Below are 25,634 nucleotides of genomic sequence, written 5' to 3'. Positions count from 1 at the left end.
GGCCTTCGACTGGTTCTCCTCGTGACGGAGCACAGGATCAGACGAAGGCCGCCCTCATGTCAGGCGAATGCCCAGGTGAGTGACCACGTTCGGGACACCGTTCGAGGCCAGAAGAAAAAGAACAAGCTCAGGGCGACGGTCACCGTGACCCGAGCACCGTGAGGGCGGCGGAGGGGGACGGGCTAGGGTCCTGACTCGTGGCGGAGTTCGACTTTCTCGACGCGACGCGCGATTCCTATGACGCGCTGGCCGAGCCGTACGCCGAGGCGTTCGGCGGCCTCGACCTGGACAACAGGCCGCTCGACCGGGCGCTGTACGGGGTGTTCGCCGAGCTGGTGACCGAGGCCGGGGGCGGCCGGGTCGCCGATGTGGGGTGCGGGCCCGGGTGGTTGACGGACGCGCTGGTGGGGATGGGGCTCGACGCGTTCGGCGTCGACCTGTCGCCCGGGATGGTCGCCCTGGCCCGCCGCACCTACCCGGCGCTGCGGTTCGAGGTGGGCTCGATGCTGTCCCTCGACCTCGAGGACGGCGCGCTCGGCGGGGTGCTTGCCGCGTACTCGATCATCCATGTGCCGTGGGAGCTGCGGCCCGCGCTGTTCGCCGAGTTCCACCGGGTGCTCGCGCCCGGCGGCCACCTGATGCTGGTCTTCCAGGTCGGCGACGAACACTCCGAGCGCACCGAGGCGTTCGGGCAGGCGGTGCGCCTCCACTGGTACCGGCAGCGGCCCGAGGAGCTGGGGGAGCTGCTGACCGCGGCGGGGTTCGACGTGCTGACCACGGCGGTGCGTCGGGCGCGGGAGGGCGAGAAGGCGCCGCAGGGCTATGTCATCGGGCGCCGGAACAGCCCCGTCCAGAGGAACGACTCCCCGAAGTAGGCCGAGTTCGCGGGCTGCTGGCGCATGCGGCGCGGCGCGGCTCGACCTCGGTGAGCGGGGCGAAGATCCGGCGCAGCGACTCGGGGGTGTGGGCGAGGCCGCCGTGCAGGCGCGCGTCGGGGGCGCGCCCCGCGGGGGGCCGTGCGGGGGACGTTCCGCCGGGCGCCGGGCGCGGTTTTCCGAGGAGTTCCCGGCGAGGGCTCTCAGCCGTCCCGGTCGGGCGCCGTCAGGCTCCACAGCGCCGCGACCTGGGGGCGGCGCAGGTCCGCCCGCCGGACGCACAGGCCCACCGTGAGCGGCGCGGGCGCCACCCCGGACGGGACGACGGCCAGCCGGTCGCGCACCGCGCTGGTGTCGAGGACCAGGCGCGGCACGATGCCGGTGCCGCACCCCAGGGCGACCAGGGTGAGCAGTGCCTCGTGCCCCTCGGGCTCGGCCGCGAGGGCGGGGGAGCGGCCCGTGCGGCGCAGCCAGCGATCGGCCGCCTCCCTGACCAGCCCCCGGTGCGGCAGCACGAACGGGCCGCCGAGCCCGTCGTCCGCGCGGTCGCGCGCGGTCACGAAGACCAGCGGGGTGGTGGCCACCGTCCTGCTGACCAACGGCTCGGGCAGGCGCGGCGGCAGGCCCGCGACGGCCGCGTCCACCTCGCCCTCGTCGAGCCGCGCGAGCGCCGCCGCCGCGTCCCCCGTCCTGAGGTCCAGCCGCACCCCGGGGTGCGCCGCCAGGAACGGCGCGAGCAGCCCCGGCAGCAGCGCCTGGCACGCGGTCACCGTCGCGAACACCCGGAGCGAGCCGGTCAGCTCGCCCTGGAGCGGCCCGGCCGCGCGGTAGGCGTCCCAGAGCTCGAGCGCGCGCACCGCGTACTCCCTGAAGCGGTGCCCCTCCACGGTCAGCGCCACCCCGCGCGGCCCCCGGTCGAACAGTCGGCGCCCCACGCGCGCCTCGAGGCGTTGCACGGTCCTGGTGAGGGTGGCCGGGCTGACATGGCAGTCGGCGCTGGTGCGCCCGAAGTTGAGCGTGCGCGCCAGGTGGAGGAACGTCCTCAGGTCCCTGTGGTCGTCGAGCACCCGCCTCCACCTCGCCCTTTCAGGGAACGCAACGCCCCGCTGCGTTGGTTGCGCTTGCCGCAATCGCATCGCGGAGCCTACAACCGCCCCATGGCAGAGACCCACACCCCCCGGACCCACACCACCCACTCCTTCACCTCGGCGGTCTTCCCGCTCGAGACCATGGAGGTTCCCGGCGGCACCGAGACGATCCTGCGCGGCGGGCGGCATCTGTTCCCGCTGCTGCCGCGCGCCCTCGAAGGGGTGCGGCGCGTCGCCGTGCTCGGCTGGGGCCCCCAGGGCCGCGCCCAGGCCCGCAACCTGCGCGACTCCCTCACGGGCACCGGCATCGAGGTGGTCGTGGGCCTGCGCCCCGGCTCTGCCTCGGCCGCCGACGCCCGCGCCCATGGCTTCACCGAGGAGAACGGCACCCTGGGCGACTGGCTCGCCGTGGCCGCGACGGCCGACCTGGTGCTGGCGCTCATCGCGGACGCCGCGCTCGCCACCCACCACCGCGCGCTCTTCGCCGCTCTCCGCCCCGGCGCCACCCTCGGCCTCTCGCACGGCTTCCTGCTCGGCCATCTCACCGCCACCGGCGGCGACTTCCCGCCGGGCCACCCCGTGGTCGCGGTGTGCCCCAAGGGGATGGGCGACTCGGTGCGCCGCCTCTACGAGCAGGGCGCGCACATCAACGGCGCGGGGATCAACGCCAGCTTCGCCGTCCACGCCGACCCGGACGGCCGCGCCACCGACCGCTCGCTCGCGTGGTCGGTCGCGCTCGGCTCCCCCTGCACGTTCCGCACCACGCTGGAGAACGAGTACCGCTCGGACACCGTCGGCGAGCGCGGCATCCTGCTCGGCGCGGTCCATGGCCTGGTGGAGGCCCTGTACCGTCACTTCCTGCTCGGCGGCGACGATCCGGTGACCGCCTATGAACGCTCCTGCGCCAATGTGACCGGGCCGATCGCCCGCACGATCTCGCGCGACGGGCTGCGCGCCGTGCGGGACGGGCTGGGACCGGCGGGGCGCGAGGCGTTCGACCGGGCCTACCGCGCCGCCCACGGGCCCGCGCGCGACCTGATCGCCGAGATCTACGACGAGGTCGCCGACGGCAACGAGCTGCGCGGGGTGGTGCTGGCCGAACGCCGCCTGGCCGAACGCCCGTTGCCGCCGATCGGCGGCTCCCCCATGTGGGCGGTGGGCGACCGGGCGCGCGCCGGGCGCGGCGCGGGCGAGCCACCCGTCGACCCGCTGACGGCCGGGGTGTTCGTGGCGACGATGACGGCGCAGGTCGACGAGTTCGCCGAACGCGGCCACCCCTGGTCGGAGATCGTCAACGAGTCCGTCATCGAGGCCGTCGACTCCCTGCTCCCCTCCATGCACGCCCGCGATGTCGCGTACATGGTGGACAACTGCTCCCGCACCGCCCGCCTGGGCGCCCGGCGTTGGGGGCCGCGCTTCCAGGCGGCGTGCGAGCAGCTCGTCCTCCCGGCGTTGGGCCGCGGGGACGCGCCGGGCCCCGACGACCCGGCGGCCGCGTTCGCGCGCCACCCGGTGCACGAGGCGCTGGCCGCCGCGGCCCGGCTGCGCCCCTCGGTGGACATCGCGGTGAGCTGACCCGGGCGGCGCGCGGTCACGGGGCGTGGGCGGCGTGGTCCGCCAGGACCTCCTCGATCACCCGGCGGTGGTGGGCGGCCCCCACGGGGTCGGTGTCGAGCGCGCCCTCCAGGGAGATCGCCGCCTTCCACAGCGCCCAGCCGCGGGCGCGCGCCCAGGTGCCCTCGTCCTGCCCGACGCCTTCGGCGAACGCCTCGCGGGCGGCGCCCGTGAACAGCGTCCAGGCGATCACCAGGTCGCACGCCGGATCGCCCACGCCCGAGGTGCCGAAGTCGATGACGGCCGCCAACTCGCCGTCCCTGACCAGCAGGTTGTTCGCGGCGATGTCGCCGTGGAACCACACGGGGGCGCCCCGCCAGGTCGCGTCGAGCGCGTCCCGCCAGACGGCGGCGGCGCGTTCGGCGTCGATCCCGGCGTCGATCCCGGCGTCGCTCAGGCCCGCCAGCGCGGCCAGGGCGCGACGGGTCTCGCCGTCGTAGTGCGCGGGCGGCGCGCCCCGGTGGAAGCTGTGCGCCCCGGCGACCGGGCCGCCGGTGGCATCGACGCGCCACAGGGCCCGCAGGAACGCCGCGAGGTCGCGCGCGAACCGGCGCATGTCGGCGACGCGTTCGGCGGTGGTGACCTCGCCTTCGAGCCAGCCGCGCACCGACCAGGCGAACGGGTAGCCCTCGCCCGGCGCGCCCCGCGCCACGATCGGCGGCACCGGCAGGGGCAGGTGCGGCGCGAGCGCGGGCAGCCAGCGGTGCTCCTTGGCGATCGCGGGCGCGTAGCCCTCGGCCGTGGGCAGGCGGACGGTCAGCTCGGTGCCCAGGCGATAGGTCCTGTTGTCCCAGCCGTCCACCTCGACGGGCGTCACCGGCAGGTCGCGCCAGCGCGGGAACTGCGCGGCGATCAGCCGCCCGACCAGCGCCGCGTCGATGCCCGCGCGGCCGTCGCGGGGAGGGTCGTCGACCATGCCGGGAGCATCGCGCGGGCCAGGGGCGCGCGCAACGCGTTTTCCCGCGCCCTCACCAACGGCCGCTCCCCATCCACGCGTTCACCATCCGCCCGTTCACCATCCGCGCGAGCCCGCCGCCGAGAGCGGCTGGGCGTCCTGGCCCGTGAGGATCGCCTGGTGCGCGTCGCGCAGCGGGCGGCACGGCTCGACGCCGAGCTCCCTGCTGATGCGCCGCCGCGCCGTCCGGTACACCGCGAGCGCCTCGGCCTGCCGCTCGGAGCGGTGCAGGGCCAGCATCAGCTGGAGGTAGAACTTCTCGCGCAGCGGGTGCTCGGCGGTCAGCGTGTGCAGCGGGGCCACCATCTCGCGGTGCTGCCCGAGCCGCAGATGTGCCTCGACGTTGAGCTCGAGGCACTCCAGGTGCATCTCCTCGAGCCACTTCACATACGCCGTGAGGATCGGCCCCTCGCTCACGCCCTCGAACGCGGGCCCCCGCCACAGCGCCAGGGCCTCCTTGACGCGGCCGAGCGCCGTCGCCGCGTCGCCGAGCGACATGGCGTGCCGCCCGGCGTTGACCAGCCGCTCGAAGTCCTGGACGTCGTACTCGTCCTGGCCCAGGTGGAAGGAGTACCCCAGGGGCTCGGTGCGGATGGGGCCCCGCTCGCGCGCGTCGTGGTGCAGGACCTTCCGCAGCTGCGAGACATAGACGTGCAGGGACGCCCTCGCGCGGCGCGGCGCGTCACCTCCCCAGATCTCGCCGATGAGCTGCGGCATCGACGTGACCCGGCCCGACCTGGCGAGAAACGCCGCCAGCAGCACCCTTCTCTTGTGCGCGTTGACGCCCATCGGTCCCTCGGGGCCGATGATGCGGACGGCACCCAGAGTTTCGTAACGCATGAGGTTCCCCCTGGATCGGTCGGGCACGTCGGGCGGTCGGGAAGGAAAAAAGAATTCCCCGCTTCCATGTCCGGTCGTCATTCTGCGCACCGCGCGGCCTGCGGCTCAAGCGGCGCATAAGCGTTCTGGGGTGCGGCTGGGGGAAACCCCTGGCCCCCCGAATCGGGCGGAAGGCCGGGGAATTGCCGGGGCGAAGCCCCGGGCCCTGGGCCCCCGGGGGCCGGGGTCTGGCCAGGGGACGGCACCGGCCCTGGGTCCCCGGGGGCCCCACAGAATCGATGGGCGGAAGCGAGATCCCGAAGGAGTGGATGCGAGTGAGCAGCCAGGTGGCGCCCGAAGAGGTTATCCACGAGGTCAGGCAGTTCGTCCGCGCGGAACTCATCGGAAGACAAACGGATCTTGACACCTCGAGGGAAATTCCTTTTCCGATCCATGAGAAGTTCCGGGGAATCGGCCTCGCCAACTGGTGGCTGCCCGAGGACCTGGGCGGCCGGGGTCTCGGCCTCGAACAGGGCGTGGACATCGTCTCCGAGCTCGCCTACGGCGACGCGGGCGTGGCGTTCACCGCGTTCATCTCCGTCCTCGGGACGACCATGGTCTCCCTCTACGGCGGCGAGGACACCCGGCGCGCCTTCCTCGCGCCGCTCGCCGGGCGCGGCGGCTTCTGCGCCACCCTCGGCAGCGAGCAGGCGGCGGGCAGCGAGCTGGCCAGGATCACCACGACGGCCACCCTGGACGGCGACGAACTCGTGGTCAGCGGCGAGAAGTTCTTCTCCACCAACGCCGACTTCGCCGACTTCCTCGTCGTCATCGCCCGCAGGGGCGAGGACCACGCGGAGCATGTGGCGGTGATCCTGCCGCGCGACACCCCCGGCATCCGCATGCGGCGCAGATGGAGCATGATCGGGCTCCGTTCATCGGGCACGTACCAGGTGTCGCTCGACAACTGCCGCGTCCCCGCGGCCAACGCCCTCGAAGGCTCCGGGCTGCGGCTGCTCGAGATCGGCCTCAACGCCAGCCGCGTCCTCATCGCCGCCACCGGGGTCGGCGTCGCCCGCTGCGTCCGCGACCTGTGCATGGAGTACGGCAGGCGCAAGTCGCTCGGCGGCGGGAAGCTGGCCGCCAACCAGGTCTTCGGCGCCAAGCTCGCCGACATGGAGATGCGGATCTCCGCGATGCGCGACGTCTGCCGCACCGCCGCCCGCGAGTTCGACGCCGTGATGGCGGGGCCCGACCCGGCGGGCGCGTTCCTCGGGCATGGCACGCTGAAGTCCGCGATCACCGCCAAGATGTTCTGCGGCCAGGCGGGTTGGGCCATCGCGGCGGCGGGCTCCGAGATGTTCGGCGGCCTCGGCTACACCGACGAGCTGATGATCGGCAAGCTGCTGCGCGACATGCGCCATGTCTCGATCATCGAGGGCGGCGACGACGTCCTGCGCGACCTGATGTACCGGCGGTATGTCGTCCCGGTCGCCAAGCGCATCTGAACGCGCCCCACTCCGAACGCGCCCCCCCGGGGATGTCTGGGGTGTGGCCAGAGGCCGACCCGAGCCGACCCCGGGGGGCACCGGCCCACAATCACACCGTCACCACGCGGCCACATCGCCGCGCGCATGGCAAAAGCACAGGTCACACGGTCCGCGGGAGCTGAGCGTATGTCGGTTGAGAAGTCGGACGAAGAGCGCCCCTGCGCCCCCGTCGCGGTGGTCGGCGCCTCCTGCCGTCTGCCCGGGGCGGCCGGTCTCGAACAGTTCTGGCGGCTGCTCACCCAGGGCGTCGACGCCGTCGGCGACATCCCCGAGGCCCGCAGGGGCGCGCTCGGGCTCGACGCCTCCGCGACGCTCCAGGCCGGCTGGCTCGAGCGGGTCGACGCGTTCGACCCGGAGTTCTTCGGCATCGCCCCCAGGGAAGCCGCCGCGATGGACCCGCAGCAGCGGCTGCTCCTGGAGCTGGCCTGGGAGGCGCTGGAGAACGCCGCCATCGTGCCCGCCGCGCTGCGCGAGACCAGGACCGCCGTGTTCGCCTCGGCCATCTGGGACGACTACGCCGAGCTGACCACCCGGATCGGCGGCGAGGCGCTGACGCCCCACGCGTTCACCGGCACGCGCCGCGCCATGCTCGCCAACCGCCTCTCCTATGTCCTCGGCCTGACGGGCCCGAGCCTCACCGTGGACAGCGGCCAGTCCTCCTCGCTGGTCGCCGTCCACCTCGCGTGCGAGGCCCTGCGCCGCGGCGAGGCCACCGCCGCGCTCGTCGGCGGCGTCAACCTCATCACCGGGCCCGGGTCCCCCGCGACCTCGGCCAGCATGGGCGCGCTCTCGCCCACCGGGCGCTGCCGCGCGTTCGACGCCGACGCCGACGGCTATGTGCGCGGCGAGGGCGGCGCCGTGCTGGTGCTCAAGCCGCTCGCCGTCGCGCTCGCCGCGGGCGACCGCGTGCTCGGCGTCATCCGCGGCAGCGCCGTCAACAACGACGGCGGCGGCGAAACGCTCTCCACGCCCCGCCGCGCCGCCCAGGAGGAGGTGCTGCGCCTGGCCCACGCGCGGGGCGGCACCGAGCCCGCCGACGTCCAGTACGTCGAGCTGCACGGCACCGGCACCCCCGTGGGCGACCCCGTGGAGGCCGCCGCCCTCGGCGCGGTCGTCGGCGCGTCCAGGCCCTCGGGGGACCCGGTGCGCGTGGGCTCGCTCAAGTCCAACGTCGGCCACCTCGAGGGCGCGGCGGGCATCGCCGGGCTGCTCAAGGTCGTGCTCGGCATCCGCAACGGCGAGCTGCCCGCGAGCCTCCACCACTCCGCGCCGAGCCCGCGCATCCCGCTCGACGCCCTCAACCTGCGCGTGCAGACCGACCGCGGCGCCTGGCCCGCGCCGCCCGGGCGACGCCTGGCGGGCGTCTCGTCGTTCGGGCTCGGCGGCACCAACTGCCATGTGGTGGTGGAGGGTCCCGCCGCCTATCTGCCCGCCGAGCCGCGCCCCGCGGCGGCGGAGGAGGCCACGGGCGGGGCGGCCGTGGTGCCCTGGGCCCTCTCGGGGGCCACCCCCGAGGCGCTGCGGGCCCAGGCCGCGCGGCTGCGCGACGCCCTGCTCGACCGGCCTGGCACCCCGCCCTCGCACATCGGGCACTCCCTGGCGACCACCCGAACCGCCCTGCGCCACCGGGCCGTTCTCCTCGGCTCGGGCACCGACCGGCTGCTGGCCGCGGCCCAGGCCCTCGCCGAGGGCGAGCCGTCCGCCGACGTCGTGCGCGGAACGGCCCCCGCGTGGGCGCCCTCGTCGCCGGGGCCCGTGCTGGTGTTCCCGGGGCAGGGCTCGCAGTGGGTGGGGATGGGGCGTGAACTGGCGGCGGAGTTCCCGGTGTTCGCGGATTCCCTCGGGGAGTGTGGGGAGGCGTTGGCGCCCTGGGTGGAGTGGGATCTGCACGAGGCGTTGGGGTCTGCGGAGTCGCTCGAGCGGGTGGATGTGGTGCAGCCCGTGCTGTGGGCGGTGATGGTGTCGCTTGCGCGGCTGTGGGAGTCGTTCGGGGTGCGGCCCTCGGCCGTGGTGGGCCACTCCCAGGGGGAGATCGCCGCGGCCGTGGTCGCGGGTGTGCTGTCGGTCGGTGAGGGCGCCCGTGTCGCCGCGGTGCGATCCCGGGTGATCGCCGAGGAGTTGGCGGGCCGGGGTGGGATGGTGTCGGTCGGGCTGCCGGTGGGCGAGGTCGAGGAGTGGCTCGAACGCCTGGGCGGCGGCCTCGAGGTGGCCGCGGTGAACGGGCCTGGCTCAACGGTTGTCTCGGGCGGTGACGAGGGCCTGGCCGCGCTGATGGGCGCCCTGGCGGCCGAGGGCGTGCGGGTCCGCCGCGTTCCCGTGGACTACGCGTCGCACCACTCCGTCGTCGCGTCCGTGGGCGACCGGCTGCTCGGCGAGCTGGGCTCCGTGGCGGCCGGGGTGTCCCGGGTGCCGTTCTACTCGACGGTGACCGGTGGCGTGGTCGAGGGGCCCGAGCTGGACGCCGGGTACTGGTTCGAGAATCTGCGGCGGACCGTCGAATTCGCCGGTGTGACCCGGCTGTTGATCGAGGAGGGGCACCCCCTCTTCATCGAGGCCAGCGCCCATCCCGTCCTGTGCGCCAGCATCACCGAGACGGCCGAGGCCCTGGGCGCCGACGCCGCCGCGGTCGGCTCGCTGCGCCGCGACGACGGCGGCCGCGAGCGCTTCCTCGCGGGCGCCGCGGGCGCGTGGGCCCATGGCGCGGGCGTCGACTGGTCGTCGGCCTTCGCCGGGTCGGGCGCCCGCGTCGTCGACCTGCCCACCTATGCCTTCCAGCGCGAGAGCCACTGGCTGACCGGCACCCCCGGCGGCGCCGCGACCGGCACGGGGACCAGCGCCGCCCCGGCCGGTGGAACGCCACGGGCCACCGCCGCGCCCCGGCCGCCCCTGCCCTTCGCGCCCGGCGTGCCCGACGGTCTCGCGGTGGAGTTGAGCGGCCGTGGCCCCGAGCAGCAGCACCGCCACCTGCTCGGCCTGGTCCGCCGCCACGCCGCCGCCGTGCTCGGCTACCGCGACGCGGCGCGCGTCGGGGAGTCCGCCACGTTCAAGGAGGCCGGGCTCGACTCCCACATGTCGCTCGAGCTGCGCAACAGCGTCGGCGCCGCCACCGGGCTCCGCCTGCCATCGGACGTGCTGTTCTCCCACCCCACCCCTGACGCCCTGGCCGGGCACCTGCGGCGGCGCCTGACCGATGGCGCCGGAGCCGCGGCCCCGGCGGCGCCCGCCGCCCCGGGGAACGCCGCCGCCGAGGACACGGCGGACCCCGGGGCGGCGGCCGACGACGGCGACGCCATCGCCATCGTCGGCATGGCCTGCCGCTACCCCGGCGGCGTCCACTCGCCCGACGACCTGTGGCGTCTGGTCGCCGAAGGCACCGACGCCATCGGCGGGTTCCCCACCGACCGCGGCTGGGACCTGGACGCGCTCTACGACCCCGACCCGACCCGCCCCGGCACGAGTTATGTGCGCGAGGGCGGATTCCTCGACGGCGCCGCCGAGTTCGACGCCGCGTTCTTCGGGATCTCCCCGCGTGAGGCCCTCACCATGGACCCGCAGCAGCGGCTCCTTCTGGAGACCTCGTGGGAGGCCGTCGAACGGGCCGGGATCGTCCCCGCGTCGCTGCGCGGCACGCCGACGGGCGTGTTCGTCGGCGCGATGGCGCAGGAGTACGGCTCCCGGCTCGACCAGGCGCCCGAGGGCTTCGAGGGCCAGATCCTCACGGGCAACGCCAACAGCGTGCTGTCGGGGCGCGTCGCCTACACCCTGGGCCTCGAAGGCCCCGCCGTCACGGTCGACACCGCGTGCTCCTCCTCCCTGGTGTCGCTGCACCTGGCCGCCCGGGCGCTGCGCCACGGCGACTGCTCCCTCGCCCTCGCGGGCGGCGTCGCGGTCATGTCGAGCCCTGGCATGTTCCTCGAGTTCAGCACCCAGCGCGGCCTGGCGGGCGACGGGCGGTGCAAGGCGTTCGCCGCGTCGGCCGACGGCACGGGGTGGGCCGAGGGCGTCGGCATGCTCGTGCTGACGCGGCTCTCCGAGGCCCGCCGCGCCGGGCACCCCGTGCTCGGGGTGCTGCGCGGCTCCGCGATCAACCAGGACGGCGCGAGCAACGGCCTCACCGCGCCCAACGGCCTCTCCCAGCAGCGCGTCATCCGCGCCGCGCTGGCCGACGCGGGCCTCGCCGCCGCCGACGTGGACGCGGTCGAGGCGCACGGCACGGGGACGACCCTGGGCGACCCGATCGAGGCGCACGCCCTGCTCGCCACCTACGGCCAGGACCGGGAGGCCGAACGGCCGCTGTGGCTCGGCTCGTTGAAGTCCAACATCGGCCATGCCCAGGCCGCGGCCGGCGTGGGCGGGGTCATCAAGATGGTCATGGCCATGCGCCATGGCACGCTCCCGGGATCCCTGCACATCGACCGGCCATCGCCGCATGTGGACTGGTCGGCGGGCGCCGTCGCGCTGCTGGCCGAGGCGCGGGAGTGGCCGGAGACCGGGCGGGCGCGCAGGGCGGGCGTGTCGTCGTTCGGCATCAGCGGCACCAACGCGCACATCATCGTCGAGGCCGCCCCGGCCACCGCCCCCACGGACGCGCCCGCGCCCGCGGCCGACCCCGGGGTGACCGTCTGGCCCGTGTCCGCGCGGACCCCCGAGGCGCTGGCCCACCAGGCCGCGCGGCTGCGGGACTTCGTTCGGGAGCGCCCAGGGGCGGGGGTCGCCGACATCGGCTGGTCCCTCGCCACGACGCGCGCGCCGATGGAGCACCGGGCCGTGCTCGTGGGCCGGGAGCGCGCCGGGCTGCTCGAAGGGCTCACCCAGCTCGCCGAGGGCGGTGAACCCCCTTCCACCGTCCTCGGCGTCCGACCCGTCTCGCCCACCGGGCCCGTGTTCGTCTTCCCGGGGCAGGGCTCGCAGTGGGTGGGGATGGGGCGTGAACTGGCGGCGGAGTTCCCGGTGTTCGCGGATTCCCTCGGGGAGTGTGGGGAGGCGTTGGCGCCCTGGGTGGAGTGGGATCTGCATGAGGCGTTGGGGTCTGCGGAGTCGCTCGGGCGGGTGGATGTGGTGCAGCCCGTGCTGTGGGCGGTGATGGTGTCGCTTGCGCGGCTGTGGGAGTCGTTCGGGGTGCGGCCTTCGGCCGTGGTGGGCCACTCCCAGGGGGAGATCGCCGCCGCGGTGGTGGCGGGCGTGCTCTCCGTGGCCGACGGGGCCAGGGTGGCCGCGGTGCGATCCCGGGTGATCGCCGAGGAGTTGGCGGGCCGGGGTGGGATGGTGTCGGTCGGGCTGCCGGTGGGCGAGGTCGAGGAGTGGCTCGAACGCGTCGGCGGCGATCTCGAGGTGGCCGCGGTGAACGGGCCCGGCTCAACGGTTGTCTCGGGCGGCGACGAGGGCCTGGCCGCGCTGATGGGCGCCCTGGAGGCCGACGGGGTGCGGGTGCGGCGCATCCCCGTGGACTACGCGTCGCACCACTCCGTCGTCGCGTCGGTGGGCGAACGCCTGCTGCACGAGCTCGGCGCGGTCGTCGCGGGCCCTTCCCTGGTGCCGTTCCACTCCACCGTGACCGGTGGCGTGGTCGAGGGGCCCGAGCTGGACGCCGGGTACTGGTTCGAGAATCTGCGGCGGACCGTCGAATTCGCCGGTGTGACCCGGCTGTTGATCGAGGAGGGCCACTCCCTCTTCGTCGAGGCCAGCGCCCACCCCGTGCTCGCCATGGCCATCCAGGAGAACGCCGACGCCGACATCGCCGCGGTCGGCTCGCTGCGGCGCGACGACGGCGGCCGGGAGCGCTTCCTCACCTCCGTCGCCGAGGCCCATGTGCACGGCGCCGACGTCACGTGGTCGGCCGCGTTCGCCGGGTCGGGCGCGCGCACGGTCGAGCTGCCCACCTACGCGTTCCAGCACCGGCGTTACTGGATGGACACCCCCGCGAGGAGCGGCGTCGAACGCGTCCACCCGCTGGCCGAGACCGCCGTGCCGCTCGCGGGCGCCGATGGCGCGCTACTGACCGCGACGCTCTCGCCGCGCGACACCCCGTGGCTCGCCGACCACGCCGTCTCGGGAAGCGTCCTGCTGCCGGGCACCGCGTTCGTCGAGCTGGCCCTGCGCGCCGGGGAGGAGGCGGGCTGCGACCGGCTGGAGGAGATGACGCTCCAGGCGCCCCTCGCGCTCCCCGAACGCGGCCGCGTCCACCTCCAGATCGCCGTGGGCGGCCCCTGTGACGCCGACGGCCCCGCCGCGGGGCGCCCTTTCACCGTCCACTCCCGCCCCGCCGACGCCGAGGGCGAGCCCTGGACCACGCACGCCACCGGCCTCCTCACCCAGGGTCTCGGCGCCGAGACCATGGACGACGACGGCGCGAGCGGCGACCTCACCGCCTGGCCTCCGCCGGGCGCCGAGCCCGTCGCGCTCGACAAGCTCTACCCGCAACTCGCCGCGCTCGGCTACGAGTACGGGCCCGTCTTCCGCGGCCTGCGGGCGGCGTGGCGGCGCGGCGACGAGGTGTTCGCCGAGGTGGCCCTGCCCGCCGAGCAGCATGCCGAGGCCGCCGGGTACGGGCTGCACCCGGCGCTGCTCGACGCGTGCCTGCACGGCGCCCTGCTCGACCGCGCGGGCGAGGACGCGGCCGGGCTCGCGCTGCCCTTCGCCTGGTCGGGGGTCGAGATCCACGCCGCGGGCGCCGCCGCGGCGCGCGTCCGGCTCACCCCGGACGGCGATGACTCGGTGCGGGTCCTGGTGGCCGATGTGGCGGGCCGCCCGCTGGCCGCCGTCGAGGCGCTCGCGCTGCGCGAGGTGCCGCGCGGGGCGGCGGCCGCGGCGCCCGTCACCGACGGGCTCCACCGCGTCGAGTGGGTCGCGTCTCCCGTCCACGGGCGCCCCGACTCCCAGGAGAGCGCGGCGCGTTGGTGCGTCCTGGGCCGCGACATGCCCTCGCTCGACGCCCTGCCGACCCCGGTGCCCGGCGTGGTCGTGGCGCCCTTCGACGAAGGCCCCGACGTCCAGGCGTCGGTGACCGGCGCGCTGGCGCTGGCCCAGGAGTGGCTGGCCGGGCCGCGGCTCGGCGCCGCGCGGCTGGCGTTCGCCCTGGTGGGTGACGGGCCCGCGCAGGCCGCCGTCGCGGGGCTGGTGCGCAGCGCCCAGACGGAGAACCCGGGCCGTTTCGCGCTGGTCCACCTCGTGGGCGGCGCCGACGACGCGGCCTTCGGAGCGGCCGCCGCCGCGGTGGCGGCCCGCCCCGACGAGCCCGAACTGCGCGTGCGCGCCGGGGAGATCGCCGTGCCCCGGCTGGCCAGGGCCGTCCGCAGGGTGCTGCCGCCGCCGCCGGCGGGGCACTGGCGGGTCGATGTCACCGCCGTGGGCACGCTCGACAACCTGGCCGCGGTGCCCTCGCCCGCCGCGGGCGACGAGCTGGCCCCAGGACGGGTCCGCGTCGCCGTGGGCGCGGCCGGGCTCAACTTCCGCGACGTGGTGATCGGGCTCGGCATGTTCCCCGGCGAGGCCGAGATGGGCGTCGAGGGCGCGGGCACCGTCGTCGAGGTGGGCCCCGGGGTGACCCGGTTCGCCGTCGGGGACCGGGTGATGGGGATGATCCCTGGCGCCATGGGCCCGATGGCCGTGGCCGACGCCAGGACGCTGGTGCCGCTGCCCGATGGCTGGACGTTCGAGCGCGGCGCCGCCGTCCCCGTGATCTTCCTGACCGCCTGGATGGGCCTGGTCGAGCTCGGCGGCCTCGGCCGCGGCGACCGGATCCTTGTCCACGCCGCCACCGGCGGCCTCGGCCTGGCCGCCCTCCAGATCGCCCGGCACGTCGGCGCCGAGGTCTATGCCACCGCGAGCCCGGCCAAGCAGCATGTGCTGCGCGGCCTCGGCCTCGACGACGACCACATCGCCTCCACCCGCGACGTGCGCTTCCGCGACGCCTTCCTGGCCGCGACCGGCGGCGAGGGCATGGACGTGGTGATGAACGCCCTCAGCGGCGAGTTCACCGACGCCTCCCTCGCGCTCCTGCCGCGCGGCGGGCGGTTCGTGGAGATGGGCAAGACCGATGTGCGCGACGCCGAGGCCGTCGCCCGCGAACACCCCGGCGTCCGCTACCGGTTCTTCGACCTGATGACGGAGGACGCCGGGCGCGTGGGCCTGGTGCTGCCACGGCTCATGGAGCTGTTCGCCGAAGGCGCCCTGACCCCGCCACCGCTGCGCGGCTGGCCGCTGGCGCAGGCGCCCGACGCGTTCGACACGATGCGCCGCGCCGAGCACATCGGCAAGATCGTGCTCACCGCGCCCCGGCCGCTCGACCCGTCCCGCACCGTCCTGCTCACCGGCGGCACCGGAACGCTGGGCGCGCTGGTGGCCCGCCACCTGGTCACCCGGCACGGGGTGCGCCACCTGCTGCTGACGAGCAGGCGCGGGGACGCGGCGGACGGCGCGGGCGCCCTCGTCGACGAACTCACCGGTCTCGGCGCCGAGGTGGCCGTCGCCGCGTGCGACGCGAGCGACCGCGACGCGCTGGCCGCGCTGCTCGACGGCATCCCGCGCGAGCGGCCCCTCGGCGCGGTGTTCCACCTCGCGGGGCTGCTCGACGACGCGGTGCTCGACGACCTGACGCCCGCGCGGGTCGAGCGGGTGCTGCGGGCCAAGACCCGCTCGGCGCAGCTGCTCGACGAGCTGACCGAGGGCGCCGACCTGGACGCGTTCGTGCTGTTCTCCTCGGTCGCCGGGGTGCTCGGCACCGCGGGCCAGGCCAACTACGCCGCGGCCAACGCCGCGCTCGACGCCCTCGCCCGCCGCCGCGCGGAGCGCGGCCTGCCCGCGGTCTCGCTGGCCTGGGGCCTGTGGCGGGAGGCGAGCGGCATGACAGGGCACCTGGACGAGCAGGACATCGGCCGCCTGGCCCGCACCGGCGTCGCCCCGCTGGAGACGGACGAGGGCCTCGCGCTGCTCGACGCGGCGCTCACGGGGGGCGATCCCTCGCTCGTCGCGGCCCGCCTCGACCCCGAGGGGCTGCGCGAGCAGGCCGCGGCCGGGGTCCTGCCCGCGGTGCTCAACGGGCTCAACGGGCTCGGCGGCGCCGCGCCCAGGCGCAGGGCCGCCGCCGCGGCCGAGTCGCCCGCGTCCCGGGACGGCTCGCTCACGGGCAGGCTGGCCGACGCCACGCCCGACGAGCGGCGGCGCGCGCTGCTCGACCTGGTGCGCTCCCACGCGGCGACCGTGCTGCGGCACGGCACGGCCGCCGACGTCAACCCCGAACGGTCCTTCCGCGAGGTCGGCTTCGACTCGCTCACCGCCGTCGAGCTGCGCAACCGGATCAACGCCGCGACCGGTCTTCGCCTGCCCAGCACGGTGATCTTCAGGCACCCCACGCCCGCGCTGCTCGCGGAGCGCCTGCACGGCGAGCTGTTCCCGCCGGACGGCGCGCCGTCGGCGGGCGAAGCGGCGGCCGTGCTCGGCGAGTTGGACCGGCTGCGGGCCGCGGTGTCCGCGCTGGGCGCCGACCAGGACGCGCGGCTCGCGGTCGCGGCCCGGCTGCGGACGCTGCTCGGCGAGGTCGAGGGGACCGCGCCGGGCGGCGCGGGGGCGCCAGGGGTCGGTGACGAGCTGGGGTCGGCGAGCGACGACGAGATGTTCGCGCTCATCGACATGGAGCTGGGCATCGAGTGATCCCGGCGCCCTGACATCGGGGCCCCCGGGTCAGTCCGCGCGGTCGTGCCCGTGCGGGCGGCTGAGGGGCCGCCACCACGCCCGGTCCCCGAGCAGGCTCATCAGCGCGGGGACCAGCACCATGCGGATGAGCGTCGCGTCGATGACGACGGCGGTCGCCAGGCCGATCCCGGCCATCTTGACCAGGGTGTCGGGCAGCGTGGAGAAGCTGAAGAAGACGACCGCCATGATGATCGCCGCGCAGGTGATGACCCGCGCGGTCGAGCCGATTCCCGAGACCACCGCGCGGTGCGCGTCCTCGCCGTGGTCGTAGGACTCGCGGATGGCCGAGAGCAGGAACACCTCGTAGTCCATCGAGAGCCCGAACAGCACCGCGAACAGCAGCATCGGCACCGCCGAGACGATCGGCACGCTCTTGTCGAGGCCCAGCAGCTCGATGCCCCAGCCCCACTGGAAGACGGCCGTGACCACGCCGAACGACACCCCGATGGACAGCAGCGTCATCAGCGCGGCCTTGAGCGCGATCAACGGCGCCCTGAACATGGCGAACAGCAGCAGCATGCCCGCGCCGACCACCGCGAGGACCACCCAGGGCAGCCGCTCCCCGATGACCTCGGCGAGGTCGATGACCACCGCGGTCGGGCCGCCCACCAGCACCTCGCCGCCCGAGGCCGCGAGCGTCGCGGGCCCGGTGTCGTCGCGGATGCGGTGGACCAGCTCGGTCACGGCCTCGTCCTGCGGCGCGCTGTGCGGCACCGCGGTCACGATGGCCACCTCGCCGTCCTCGCTGGGCCGCGGCTCGTCGACCAGTCGCACCTCGGGGTCGGTCTCGAGGGCCGCGGCGAAGTCCCGTAGCCCGGCCTCGTCGGCGCCCCTGACGGTCATGATCAGCGGCGCGTTCCAGCCCGCGCCCCAGTGCTCGGTGACGATGTCGTAGGCGCGGCGCTGCGTCAGCTCGCCGGGCTGGCTGCCGTCGTCGGGCGTGCCGAGCCGCAACGACAGCAGCGGCAGCGTCATCAGCAGGAGCAGGGCCGTCGAGCCGATGACATACAGGACGCGGTGGCGCTGGACGTGCCGCCCCCAGCGGAACGTCCATGCGCTCTCGTCGACTCCCCTGGCGCGCCGTGGCGTCGACCGGCGGCGTGCGGCGCCGCGCCGGGTCAGCGCGGGCAGCGGCAGCGCGTCGACGCGGTGCCCGAGGAGGCCGAGCAGCGCGGGGAGCGCGGTGACCGTGGCGACGACGGTCAGCGCGACGGTGATGGCGGCGGCCGTGCCGAGCGCGCCGACGAAGGGGATGCCCGCGAGGTGGAGGCCGAGGATCGCGAGGACCACCGTGCCGCCCGCGTACACCGCGGCGTGGCCCGCGACGGCGGTGGCGTGCCCGGCCGCGGTGACGGGGTCGCCGCCCTCGGCCAGGTCGGTCCTGAACCGGGTCAGGACGAACAGCGCGTAGTCGATGCCCGCGCCGAGGCCCAGCATCATCGCGATGACGGGCGCGGCGGCGGGCATGTCGAGCACCGTGCCGGCGAGCAGCACCAGGGCCATGCCCACCGCGATGCCGAGCCCGGCCACGAGCAGCGGAAGGCCCGCGGCGACGACCGAGCCGAACGCGACGACCAGCACGATCGCGGCCACGGCGAGCCCGATGTACTCGGCGGTGCTCGAAGGGGTGCCGGTGGCCAGGTCCACGACCATGCCGCGGAACTCGACGTCCACGCCCGCTGCGACGGCGGGAGCGGCGGCGTCCTCGAGGCGTTCGTAGTGCTCGTTGCCCAACGCGTCGAGTCCCAGGGCGTAGTTGACGCCCGCCATGCCCGCGTGTCCATCGGGGCTGGGAACGGGCTCGTCCACGCCCGCCACGTCCGGCTGCCCGGCGATCTCGGCCAGCATCGCGTCGATGGCGTCCCGCGCCTGGCCCGAGCCGCCGCCGCTGTCGCCGAGGCGCCAGACCACCTGGGCGCTCGCGGCGCCGAATTCCGGAATGTGCTCACGGGCCACATCGGTCGCGTCCTGTGACTCGGCCCCTGGCGATCTGAGGTCGTTGACAAAAGTGGTGCCCGCCGACTGGCCGAGCGCGAGAAGTGCCACCGCCGCGATCAGCCAGCAGCCGAGAGTGTGCCAGGGGCGCCGGGCGGACAGTCGACCGAGATTGTCCAGGAACCGTTCCATGTCCCGATGGAATCGCAGCCTCCGAAGCGCTCGCAATGGCGTCCGCGATGTCCGTGAAAGGGGGCGTACGCGTGCGATGTCCGGCGTGGCCGAACGCCGCGGCGCCCGCCCCTCGCCGGCGCCTGGCCTGGGTCCTTCCGGCGCCCGCCCGGGGTGGTTCGCGCCTCCACAAGGGGCCCCTGCGCAGGGAGTTCGCCCCCCGAGGGGGCGGAGTCTGGGGTACCGGCTGGGGGTGAGCCCCGAGGTGCCGCCCCCCGCACCGGCGCAGAATCGGCCCCAGACCACGCAGGATCCAGGGGAACACACACAGGGGGCGTTCCAGGGTGCCCGCCGGGAAATCGACCCGCCCCGGGGGCGCCGCTATGCCGAGCCGTGCGAAAGGTGTGTCCTTTCGCGCGCGATGAGACCTTCGGCTCTTTGCACATGGCCCATGGATACCGCTCTGCCGCCCTTAACGCCGCGTCCGGGAGTGCTTTTCGATGTCCGCCAACGAAGAAAAACTCCGCGATTATCTCAAGCTGGTGACGGCCGATCTCCGCCAGGTCCGCCAGCGCCTGGCGGACACCGAGGCCAGGAACCACGAGCCGGTGGCCGTCGTCTCCATGGCCTGTCGCCTCCCCGGCGGCGTGACCTCGCCCGATGACCTCTGGCGGCTGGTCGCCGAGGGGGCCGAGGGCGTCTCCCCGCTGCCGGAGGACCGTGGCTGGGACGTGGCGGGGCTCTACGACCCCGACCCGCTGTCCACCGGCAAGAGCTATGTGCGGGCGGGCGGCTTCCTCGCGGACGCGGCGTCGTTCGACGCGGAGTTCTTCGGGATCTCGCCGCGCGAGGCCCTGGCGATGGACCCGCAGCAGCGGCTGCTCCTCGAGACCTCGTGGGAGGCGCTCGAACGCGCGGGCACGCTGCCCGCCGCCCTGCGCGGCGCGGACGTCGGCGTGTTCTTCGGGGGCGTGCCGCAGGAGTACGCGCCCCCGTTCGGCGACCCCGCGCCCAGCGGCGTCGAGGGCCACCTGGCCGTCGGCAACACCACGAGCGTGATGTCGGGGCGCGTCGCCTACACCCTGGGCCTGCGCGGCCCCGCCGTCACGGTGGACACCGCGTGCTCCTCGTCCCTGGTGGCGCTGCACCTGGCCGTGCAGGCGCTGCGGCTCGGCGAGTGCTCGACGGCGCTCGCGGGCGGCGTCACCGTGATGTCCGCGCCCAACTGGATCGTGGGCCTCAGCCGCCAGCAGGCCCTCGCGGGCGACGGCCGCTGCAAGGCGTTCTCCGAGGACGCCGACGGGTTCGGCCCGGCGGAGGGCGTGGGCGTCCTGCTGCTCGAACGCCTCTCCGACGCACAGCGCCTCGGCCACCGCGTCCTCGCGGTGATCCGGGGCTCCGCGGTGAACCAGGACGGCGCCAGCAACGGCCTGACCGCGCCCAACGACGAGGCACAGGAGCAGGTCATCCGCGCCGCGCTGGCCAACGCCAGGCTGGCCGCCGCCGAGGTGGACGCGGTCGAGGCGCACGGCACGGGCACCAAGCTCGGCGACCCCATCGAGGCACACGCCCTGATGGCCACCTACGGCCAGGGCAGGGACGCCGAACGGCCGCTGTGGCTCGGCTCGTTGAAGTCCAACATCGGCCATGCCCAGGCCGCCGCCGGGGTGGCGGGGGTCATCAAGATGGTGATGGCGCTGCGCAACGGCGTGCTGCCGAGGACCCTGCACGCCGAACGCCGTTCGTCCCACGTGGACTGGGAGGCGGGCGCGGTCGAGCTGCTGACGGAGGCGCGCGCCTGGCCCGCGGGCGAGCGGCCGCGCAGGGCGGGCGTGTCGTCGTTCGGGATCAGCGGCACCAACTGCCATCTGATCCTGGAGGAGGCCCCCGCGCCCGAGGCGGCTGACGCGCCCCCCGCCGCCGAGGCCGCGACGGGGGCGCCCGTGCCGTGGGTGCTCTCGGCGCGGGGCGACGAGGCGCTGCGCGCGCAGGCGAAGCGGCTGCGCGCGTTCGCCGAGGGGCCTGGGCAGGCCGCCACCGGCGCGGACATCGGCCTGTCCCTGGCCACCACCCGCACGGCGTTCGAGCACCGCGCGGTCGTCGTGGGCGAGGGGCGCCCCGAGCTGCTCGCCGGGGTCGAGGCGCTGGCGGCCGGGAGCGCCGCGCCTGGGGTGGTCATGGGCGAGGTGCGCGCCGACGCCGGTCGGGTGGGCCTGGTCTTCGCGGGCCAGGGCTCCCAGCGGATCGGCATGGGCCGTCAACTGCACGCCGCGCACCCGGCGTTCGCCGCCGCGTGGGACGAGGTGTGCGCCGTGCTCGACCCCCTGCTGCCGGGGCCGCTCGGCGCCGTCGTGTTCGAGGGCGACCAGGAGACCCTGAACCGCACGGAGTGGGCGCAGCCCGCGCTGTTCGCCTTCGAGGTGGCCCTCTTCCGGCTCGTCGAGTCCTGGGGCGTGCGGCCCGATGTCGTGCTCGGGCACTCGGTCGGCGAGATCGCCGCGGCCCATGTCACCGGGATCCTGTCGCTGCCCGACGCGTGCGCCCTGGTCGCGGCGCGCGGTCGGCTGATGGACCAATTGCCGCCGGGCGGCGCCATGGTGGCCATCGGCGCCCCCGAGGCCGATGTGCTGGCCGAGCTCGCGGGCCACGAGGGCGTCGCGGGCGTCGCGGCGGTCAACGGCCCCTCGTCCGTGGTCGTCTCGGGCCCGGAGGACGTGGTGACGGCGGTGGCCGATGTGCTGGCCGCCCGCGGCGCGCGGACCAAGCGGCTGCGGGTGAGCCACGCGTTCCACTCGCCGCTGATGGACCCGATGCTCGCGGAGTTCCGCGCGGTGGCCGAGGGCATCTCCTACGGGCGGCCCGCCACCGGCGTGATCTCCACGCTCACCGGGCGCCGCGCCGACGAGGGCGACTGGACGACGGCCGCCTACTGGGTGCGGCATGTGCGCGAGAGCGTCAGGTTCGCCGACGCCGTGCGCGAGGCCGGGGACCTGGGCGTGCGCCACCTGCTGGAGATCGGCCCCGACGGCGCGCTCACCGGCATGGCGGCCGAGACCCTGGGCGACGAGGTCGCCGCGGTCGCCATGGCGCGCCGCGACAGGCCCGAACCCGCCACCGCCGTCGAGGCGTTGGCCCGTCTCTGGGTCACGGGCGCCCCCGTCGACTGGGCCGCGCTGCTGCCTGGCGGGCGCCGGGTCGACCTGCCGACCTACGCCTTCACGGCCGAGCGCTACTGGCTGCGGCGGCAGCGCGGCGGCGCGGGGGCCGCGGCCGAGCTCGGCCTGCGCTCCCCGGGCCACCCGCTGCTCGGCGCCGCCGTGACGCTCGCGGACGGCGGGCGCCTGGTGCTCACCGGGCGGCTCTCGATGGCCGCGCTGCCCTGGCTCGGCGACCACAGGATCGGCGAGCACGCCCTGGTGCCGGGCGCTGCGCTGCTCGACATGGCGGTGCGCGCGGGCGACGAGGCCGGGTGCCCCGCGGTGGAGGAGCTGACCCTCCAGAGCCCCCTGGTGCTGCCCGAACGCGGCGCCGTGCGCGTGCAGGTGACCGTGGACGAGGCGGACGACGCGGGGCGCCGCCCGTTCGCCCTGCACGCGCGGCCCGACGAAGGCGACGACGGGGACGCCGAAGGCGACGACGGCGCGCCCTGGACCCGCCACGCCTCCGGCGTCCTCGCCCCCCGGGGCCAGGGCGCCGCGGGCCCCGACGCCACCCTGACCGCCTGGCCGCCGCAGGGCGCCGAGCCGATCGACCTCACCGGCGCCTATGAGCGGCTGGCCGCCGAAGGCCTGTGCTACGGCCCGCTGTTCCAGGGGATGCGCGCGGTGTGGCGGCGCGGCGACGAGGTGTTCGCCGAGGTGGCGCTGCCCGAGGGCGGCGACCCGGCGGGCTTCGGCCTCCACCCGGCGCTGCTCGACGCCGCGCTCCACCCCGTCGCCCTCGCGGGCCTGGTGGCCACGGACGGGCGCCCGGTGCTGCCGTTCTCCTTCGAGGGCGCCGAGCTGTTCGCCTCGGGCGCCGCCGCGGCCCGCGTGCGCCTGGCCCCGGCGGGGAGCGGCACGGTCGCCGTCACCCTCGCCGACGCCGAGGGGCGCCCGCTCGCCGCCATCGCCTCGCTCACCCTGCGGCAGCCCGCCGACGAGGCGCCGGGGGCGGCGGGGCCCGCCGCGCGGTCGCTCTACCGCGTCGACTGGGTGCCCGCCCCCGCCGACCCCGGGGCCATCACCCCGCTCGCCGCCGAACTCCCGCCGGGACCCGGCGCGTTGACCGCCCTCGCGGAGCGCGACCCGGTCCCTGGGCTGGTTGTCGCGCGTGTGCGCCGCGACGCGTCGCCGCGCGAGGCGGTCGGCGAAACGCTGGCCCTGCTGCGGGAGTTCCTCGGTGACGAGCGCCTCGCCGACGCGCGGCTCGCGCTCGTCACCCACCGTGGAACGCTGTCCCACGCCGCCGTCACCGGACTGGTCCGCTCCGCGCGCGCCGAGAACCCCGGGCGCCTCGCGCTCGTGGCCGCCGAGGGCGATCCCTCGCCCGACGCCGTGGCCGCCGCCGTCGCCTCGGGCGAGGACGAGGCGCGGCTCACCGGCGAGGGCGCCGAGCCGCTCGCCCCCCGCCTGGTCCGCGCCGCGCGCGGCGACCGCCTCGTCCCGCCCCCCGGCACCTGGCGCCTGGACGCCGGGGGCGGCGGCACCCTGGAGAATCTGCGCCTGGTCGGCTGCCCCGAGGCCGACGCGCCCCTTGAGCCCGGCCAGGTGCGGATCGATGTCCGCGCCGCAGGCCTCAACTTCCGCGACGTGCTGATCGCCCTCGGCATGTACTCGGGCGAGGCCGCCCCCTGGCTGGGCGACGAGGTCGCGGGCACCGTCCTGGAGACGGGCCCGGGGGTGGCGCGACTCGCCCCTGGCGACGCCGTGATGGGCATGGTGCCGCGCGGCTTCGCCACCCGCACCGTCGCCGACGCCCGCCTGCTGACCCGGCTCCCCGACGGCTGGTCGCCCGAGGAGGGCGCGGGCGTCTCGGTGGTCTTCCTCACCGCGTGGCTCGGCCTGCGAGAGCTGGCCGGGCTCCGCGCGGGCCGACGCGTCCTGATCCACGCGGGCGCGGGTGGCGTCGGCATGGCCGCCATCCAGGTGGCCCGCCACCTGGGCGCCGAGGTGTTCGCCACGGCGAGCGAGGGCAAGTGGGGCACCCTGCGCGAACTCGGCCTTGACGACGACCACATCGCCTCGTCCCGCACGCTGGACTTCCGCGAGGCGTTCCTGGCCGCCACCGGGGGCGAGGGCGTGGACGTCGTACTCAACGCCCTCTCCGGGGAGTTCATCGACGCCTCCCTCGAACTCCTCCCGCGCGGCGGCCACTTCCTTGAGATGGGCAAGGCCGACATCCGCGACCCCGAGACCGTCGCCGCGGCGTTCCCCGGCGTCTCCTACCAGGCGTTCGACCTCCTGGAGGCCGGGCCCGACCGCATCGCGGACCTGATCGCGGCGGTCAGGGAGCTGTTCGTCGCGGGCGCGCTGTCCCCGCTGCCCGTCCACGCGTTCGACATGCGGTCCGCGCCCGAGGCGTTCCGCTTCGTCAGCCAGGCCAAGCACATCGGCAAGGTCGTCCTCACCCACCCCCGCCGGTGGGACCCGCGCGGCACCGTCCTTCTCACGGGCGGCACCGGCACGTTGGGGCGGCTGGTCGCCGAGCACCTGGTGACCGCGCACGGCGTGCGGCACCTGCTGGTCACCAGCCGCCGCGGCCCCGCCGCCGATGGCGCCGCCGCGTGGGCCGCGGCCCTCTCGGAGCGCGGCGCCACGGTCGACCTGGTGGCCTGCGACGTCACCGACCGCGCCGCGCTCGCCAAGGCGCTCGCCGCCGTCCCCGCCGAACGCCCCCTGCGCGCCGTGGTCCACATGGCGGGCGTGGTCGACGACGCGGTGGTCGGCGCGCTCACCGACGCCCAGGTGGAACGCGTCCTCGCCCCCAAGGTGGACGCCGCCGTCGCGCTCGACGAGCTGACCGCGGACGCCGACCTGGACGCCTTCGTGCTGTTCTCGTCGGCCGCCGGTGTCCTCGGCACCGCGGGGCAGGCCAACTACGCGGCGGCCAACGCGTTCCTCGACGCCCTCGCCGAGCGCCGCCATGCGCGGGGCCTGCCCGCCGTGTCGCTGGCCTGGGGCCTGTGGGCGGAGGCCAGCGGCATGACCGCGGACCTGGGCGATGGCGACCTGGCCCGCATGGAGCGCACCGGCATCCGCGGGCTCGGCTCGGCCGAGGGGCTCGCGCTGTTCGACGCCGCGCTCGACCTGGGCGAGCCCGCCGTCGCGCCCATCCGCCTCGACCTGGCCGCGCTCAGGGCGCGCGCCGCGGCCGAGGGCGGCGTGCCGCCGCTGCTGCGCGCGCTGGTGCGCGCCCCGGCGCGCCGCGCCGCCGGGGGAGCGCGCGGCGGGGGCGCGCCGGGCGCGGACGAGCTGAGGCGGCGCCTGGCCGCCGCCGACCCCGAGGAGCGGCTGCGGACGCTGCTCGACCTGGTCAGGGAGCACGCCGCGGTGGTCCTCGGCCATGGCAGGGTCCGCGACATCGGGCCCGAACGGTCCTTCCGCGACGCCGGGTTCGACTCGCTCACCGCCGTCGAGCTGCGCAACCGCCTGGGCGCCGACACCGGCGTGCGGCTGCCCGCCGCCGCGGTCTTCGACCACCCCACGCCCACCGCGCTCGCCGAGCACCTGCTGGGCCACCTCGCCCCGGAAGAGGGCGGCGACGTCGTCCGGATGCTGACCGAACTCGACCGCCTGGCAACGGCGTTGGGCGCCCTCACCGTCGAGGGCGACCTGGGCGGCGAGATCGCGCTGCGCCTGCGCGCCATGGCGTCGGACTGGGACGGCAGGACCAGGTCCGAGGAGGAGGCCGCGCCCGGCGACTCCCTGGACGCGGCCACGGACGACGAACTGTTCGA

8 protein-coding genes and 1 pseudogene are annotated in these 25,634 nt (G+C 75.8%); 5 read left to right on the top strand and 4 right to left on the bottom strand.

Annotated features, from left to right (window positions below; translation table 11 throughout):
- Window positions 1-197 precede the first annotated feature (197 nt).
- A complete protein-coding gene (locus D7318_RS07585; protein ID WP_120696074.1) occupies window positions 198-875 on the top strand; it encodes a class I SAM-dependent DNA methyltransferase in 678 nt (225 codons plus the stop codon).
- A 203-nt stretch (window positions 876-1,078) separates the two neighbouring features.
- Here D7318_RS07585 and ilvY read toward each other — a convergent pair whose 3' ends face one another.
- Complete coding sequence (ilvY, locus tag D7318_RS07575; RefSeq protein ID WP_120696073.1) at window positions 1,079-1,942, bottom strand: HTH-type transcriptional activator IlvY; 864 nt, start codon at window positions 1,940-1,942, stop codon at window positions 1,079-1,081.
- A gap of 90 nt (window positions 1,943-2,032) precedes the next feature.
- Between ilvY and D7318_RS07570 the strand changes: the two genes are divergently transcribed.
- Window positions 2,033-3,538, top strand: a complete 1,506-nt coding sequence (locus D7318_RS07570) for a ketol-acid reductoisomerase (protein WP_120696072.1) — start codon at window positions 2,033-2,035, stop codon at window positions 3,536-3,538.
- Window positions 3,539-3,554: 16 nt separating this feature from the next.
- Here the strand turns inward: D7318_RS07570 and D7318_RS07565 are convergent, their stop codons facing one another.
- Together D7318_RS07565 and D7318_RS07560 are read right to left on the bottom strand one after the other, a co-directional pair.
- On the bottom strand, window positions 3,555-4,493 hold the full coding sequence (locus D7318_RS07565; protein ID WP_120696071.1) for an aminoglycoside phosphotransferase family protein: 939 nt from the start codon (window positions 4,491-4,493) through the stop codon (window positions 3,555-3,557).
- A gap of 96 nt (window positions 4,494-4,589) precedes the next feature.
- The gene (locus D7318_RS07560) at window positions 4,590-5,372 is read right to left on the bottom strand and encodes an AfsR/SARP family transcriptional regulator (protein WP_120696070.1); all 783 of its coding nucleotides are present in this window, start codon (window positions 5,370-5,372) and stop codon (window positions 4,590-4,592) included.
- Between the two features lie 314 nt (window positions 5,373-5,686).
- Here D7318_RS07560 and D7318_RS07555 point away from each other — a divergent pair, with 314 nt between their 5' ends.
- Together D7318_RS07555 and D7318_RS07550 are read left to right on the top strand one after the other, a co-directional pair.
- Window positions 5,687-6,859 carry an acyl-CoA dehydrogenase family protein gene (locus D7318_RS07555; RefSeq protein ID WP_230423481.1) on the top strand — a complete coding sequence of 391 codons (1,173 nt, stop codon included), beginning with the start codon at window positions 5,687-5,689 and terminating at the stop codon, window positions 6,857-6,859.
- Between the two features lie 168 nt (window positions 6,860-7,027).
- Window positions 7,028-16,549, top strand: coding sequence for a type I polyketide synthase (locus D7318_RS07550; protein WP_120696068.1), 9,522 nt, complete (start codon window positions 7,028-7,030; stop codon window positions 16,547-16,549).
- A gap of 30 nt (window positions 16,550-16,579) precedes the next feature.
- Here D7318_RS07550 and D7318_RS07545 read toward each other — a convergent pair whose 3' ends face one another.
- Window positions 16,580-18,718 (bottom strand): MMPL family transporter, encoded by a 2,139-nt coding sequence (locus D7318_RS07545; RefSeq protein ID WP_120696067.1) that lies wholly within the window; start codon window positions 18,716-18,718, stop codon window positions 16,580-16,582.
- Between the two features lie 479 nt (window positions 18,719-19,197).
- Between D7318_RS07545 and D7318_RS07540 the strand changes: the two are divergent.
- Window positions 19,198-25,401: pseudogene (locus D7318_RS07540) on the top strand (SDR family NAD(P)-dependent oxidoreductase); the annotation flags it as partial.
- Window positions 25,402-25,634: the final 233 nt, after the last annotated feature.

This window comes from Streptomyces radicis, from assembly GCF_003626575.1.
Lineage (GTDB): Bacteria > Actinomycetota > Actinomycetes > Streptomycetales > Streptomycetaceae > Streptomyces > Streptomyces radicis.
This window is presented reverse-complemented; position numbering and strand designations above follow the sequence as displayed.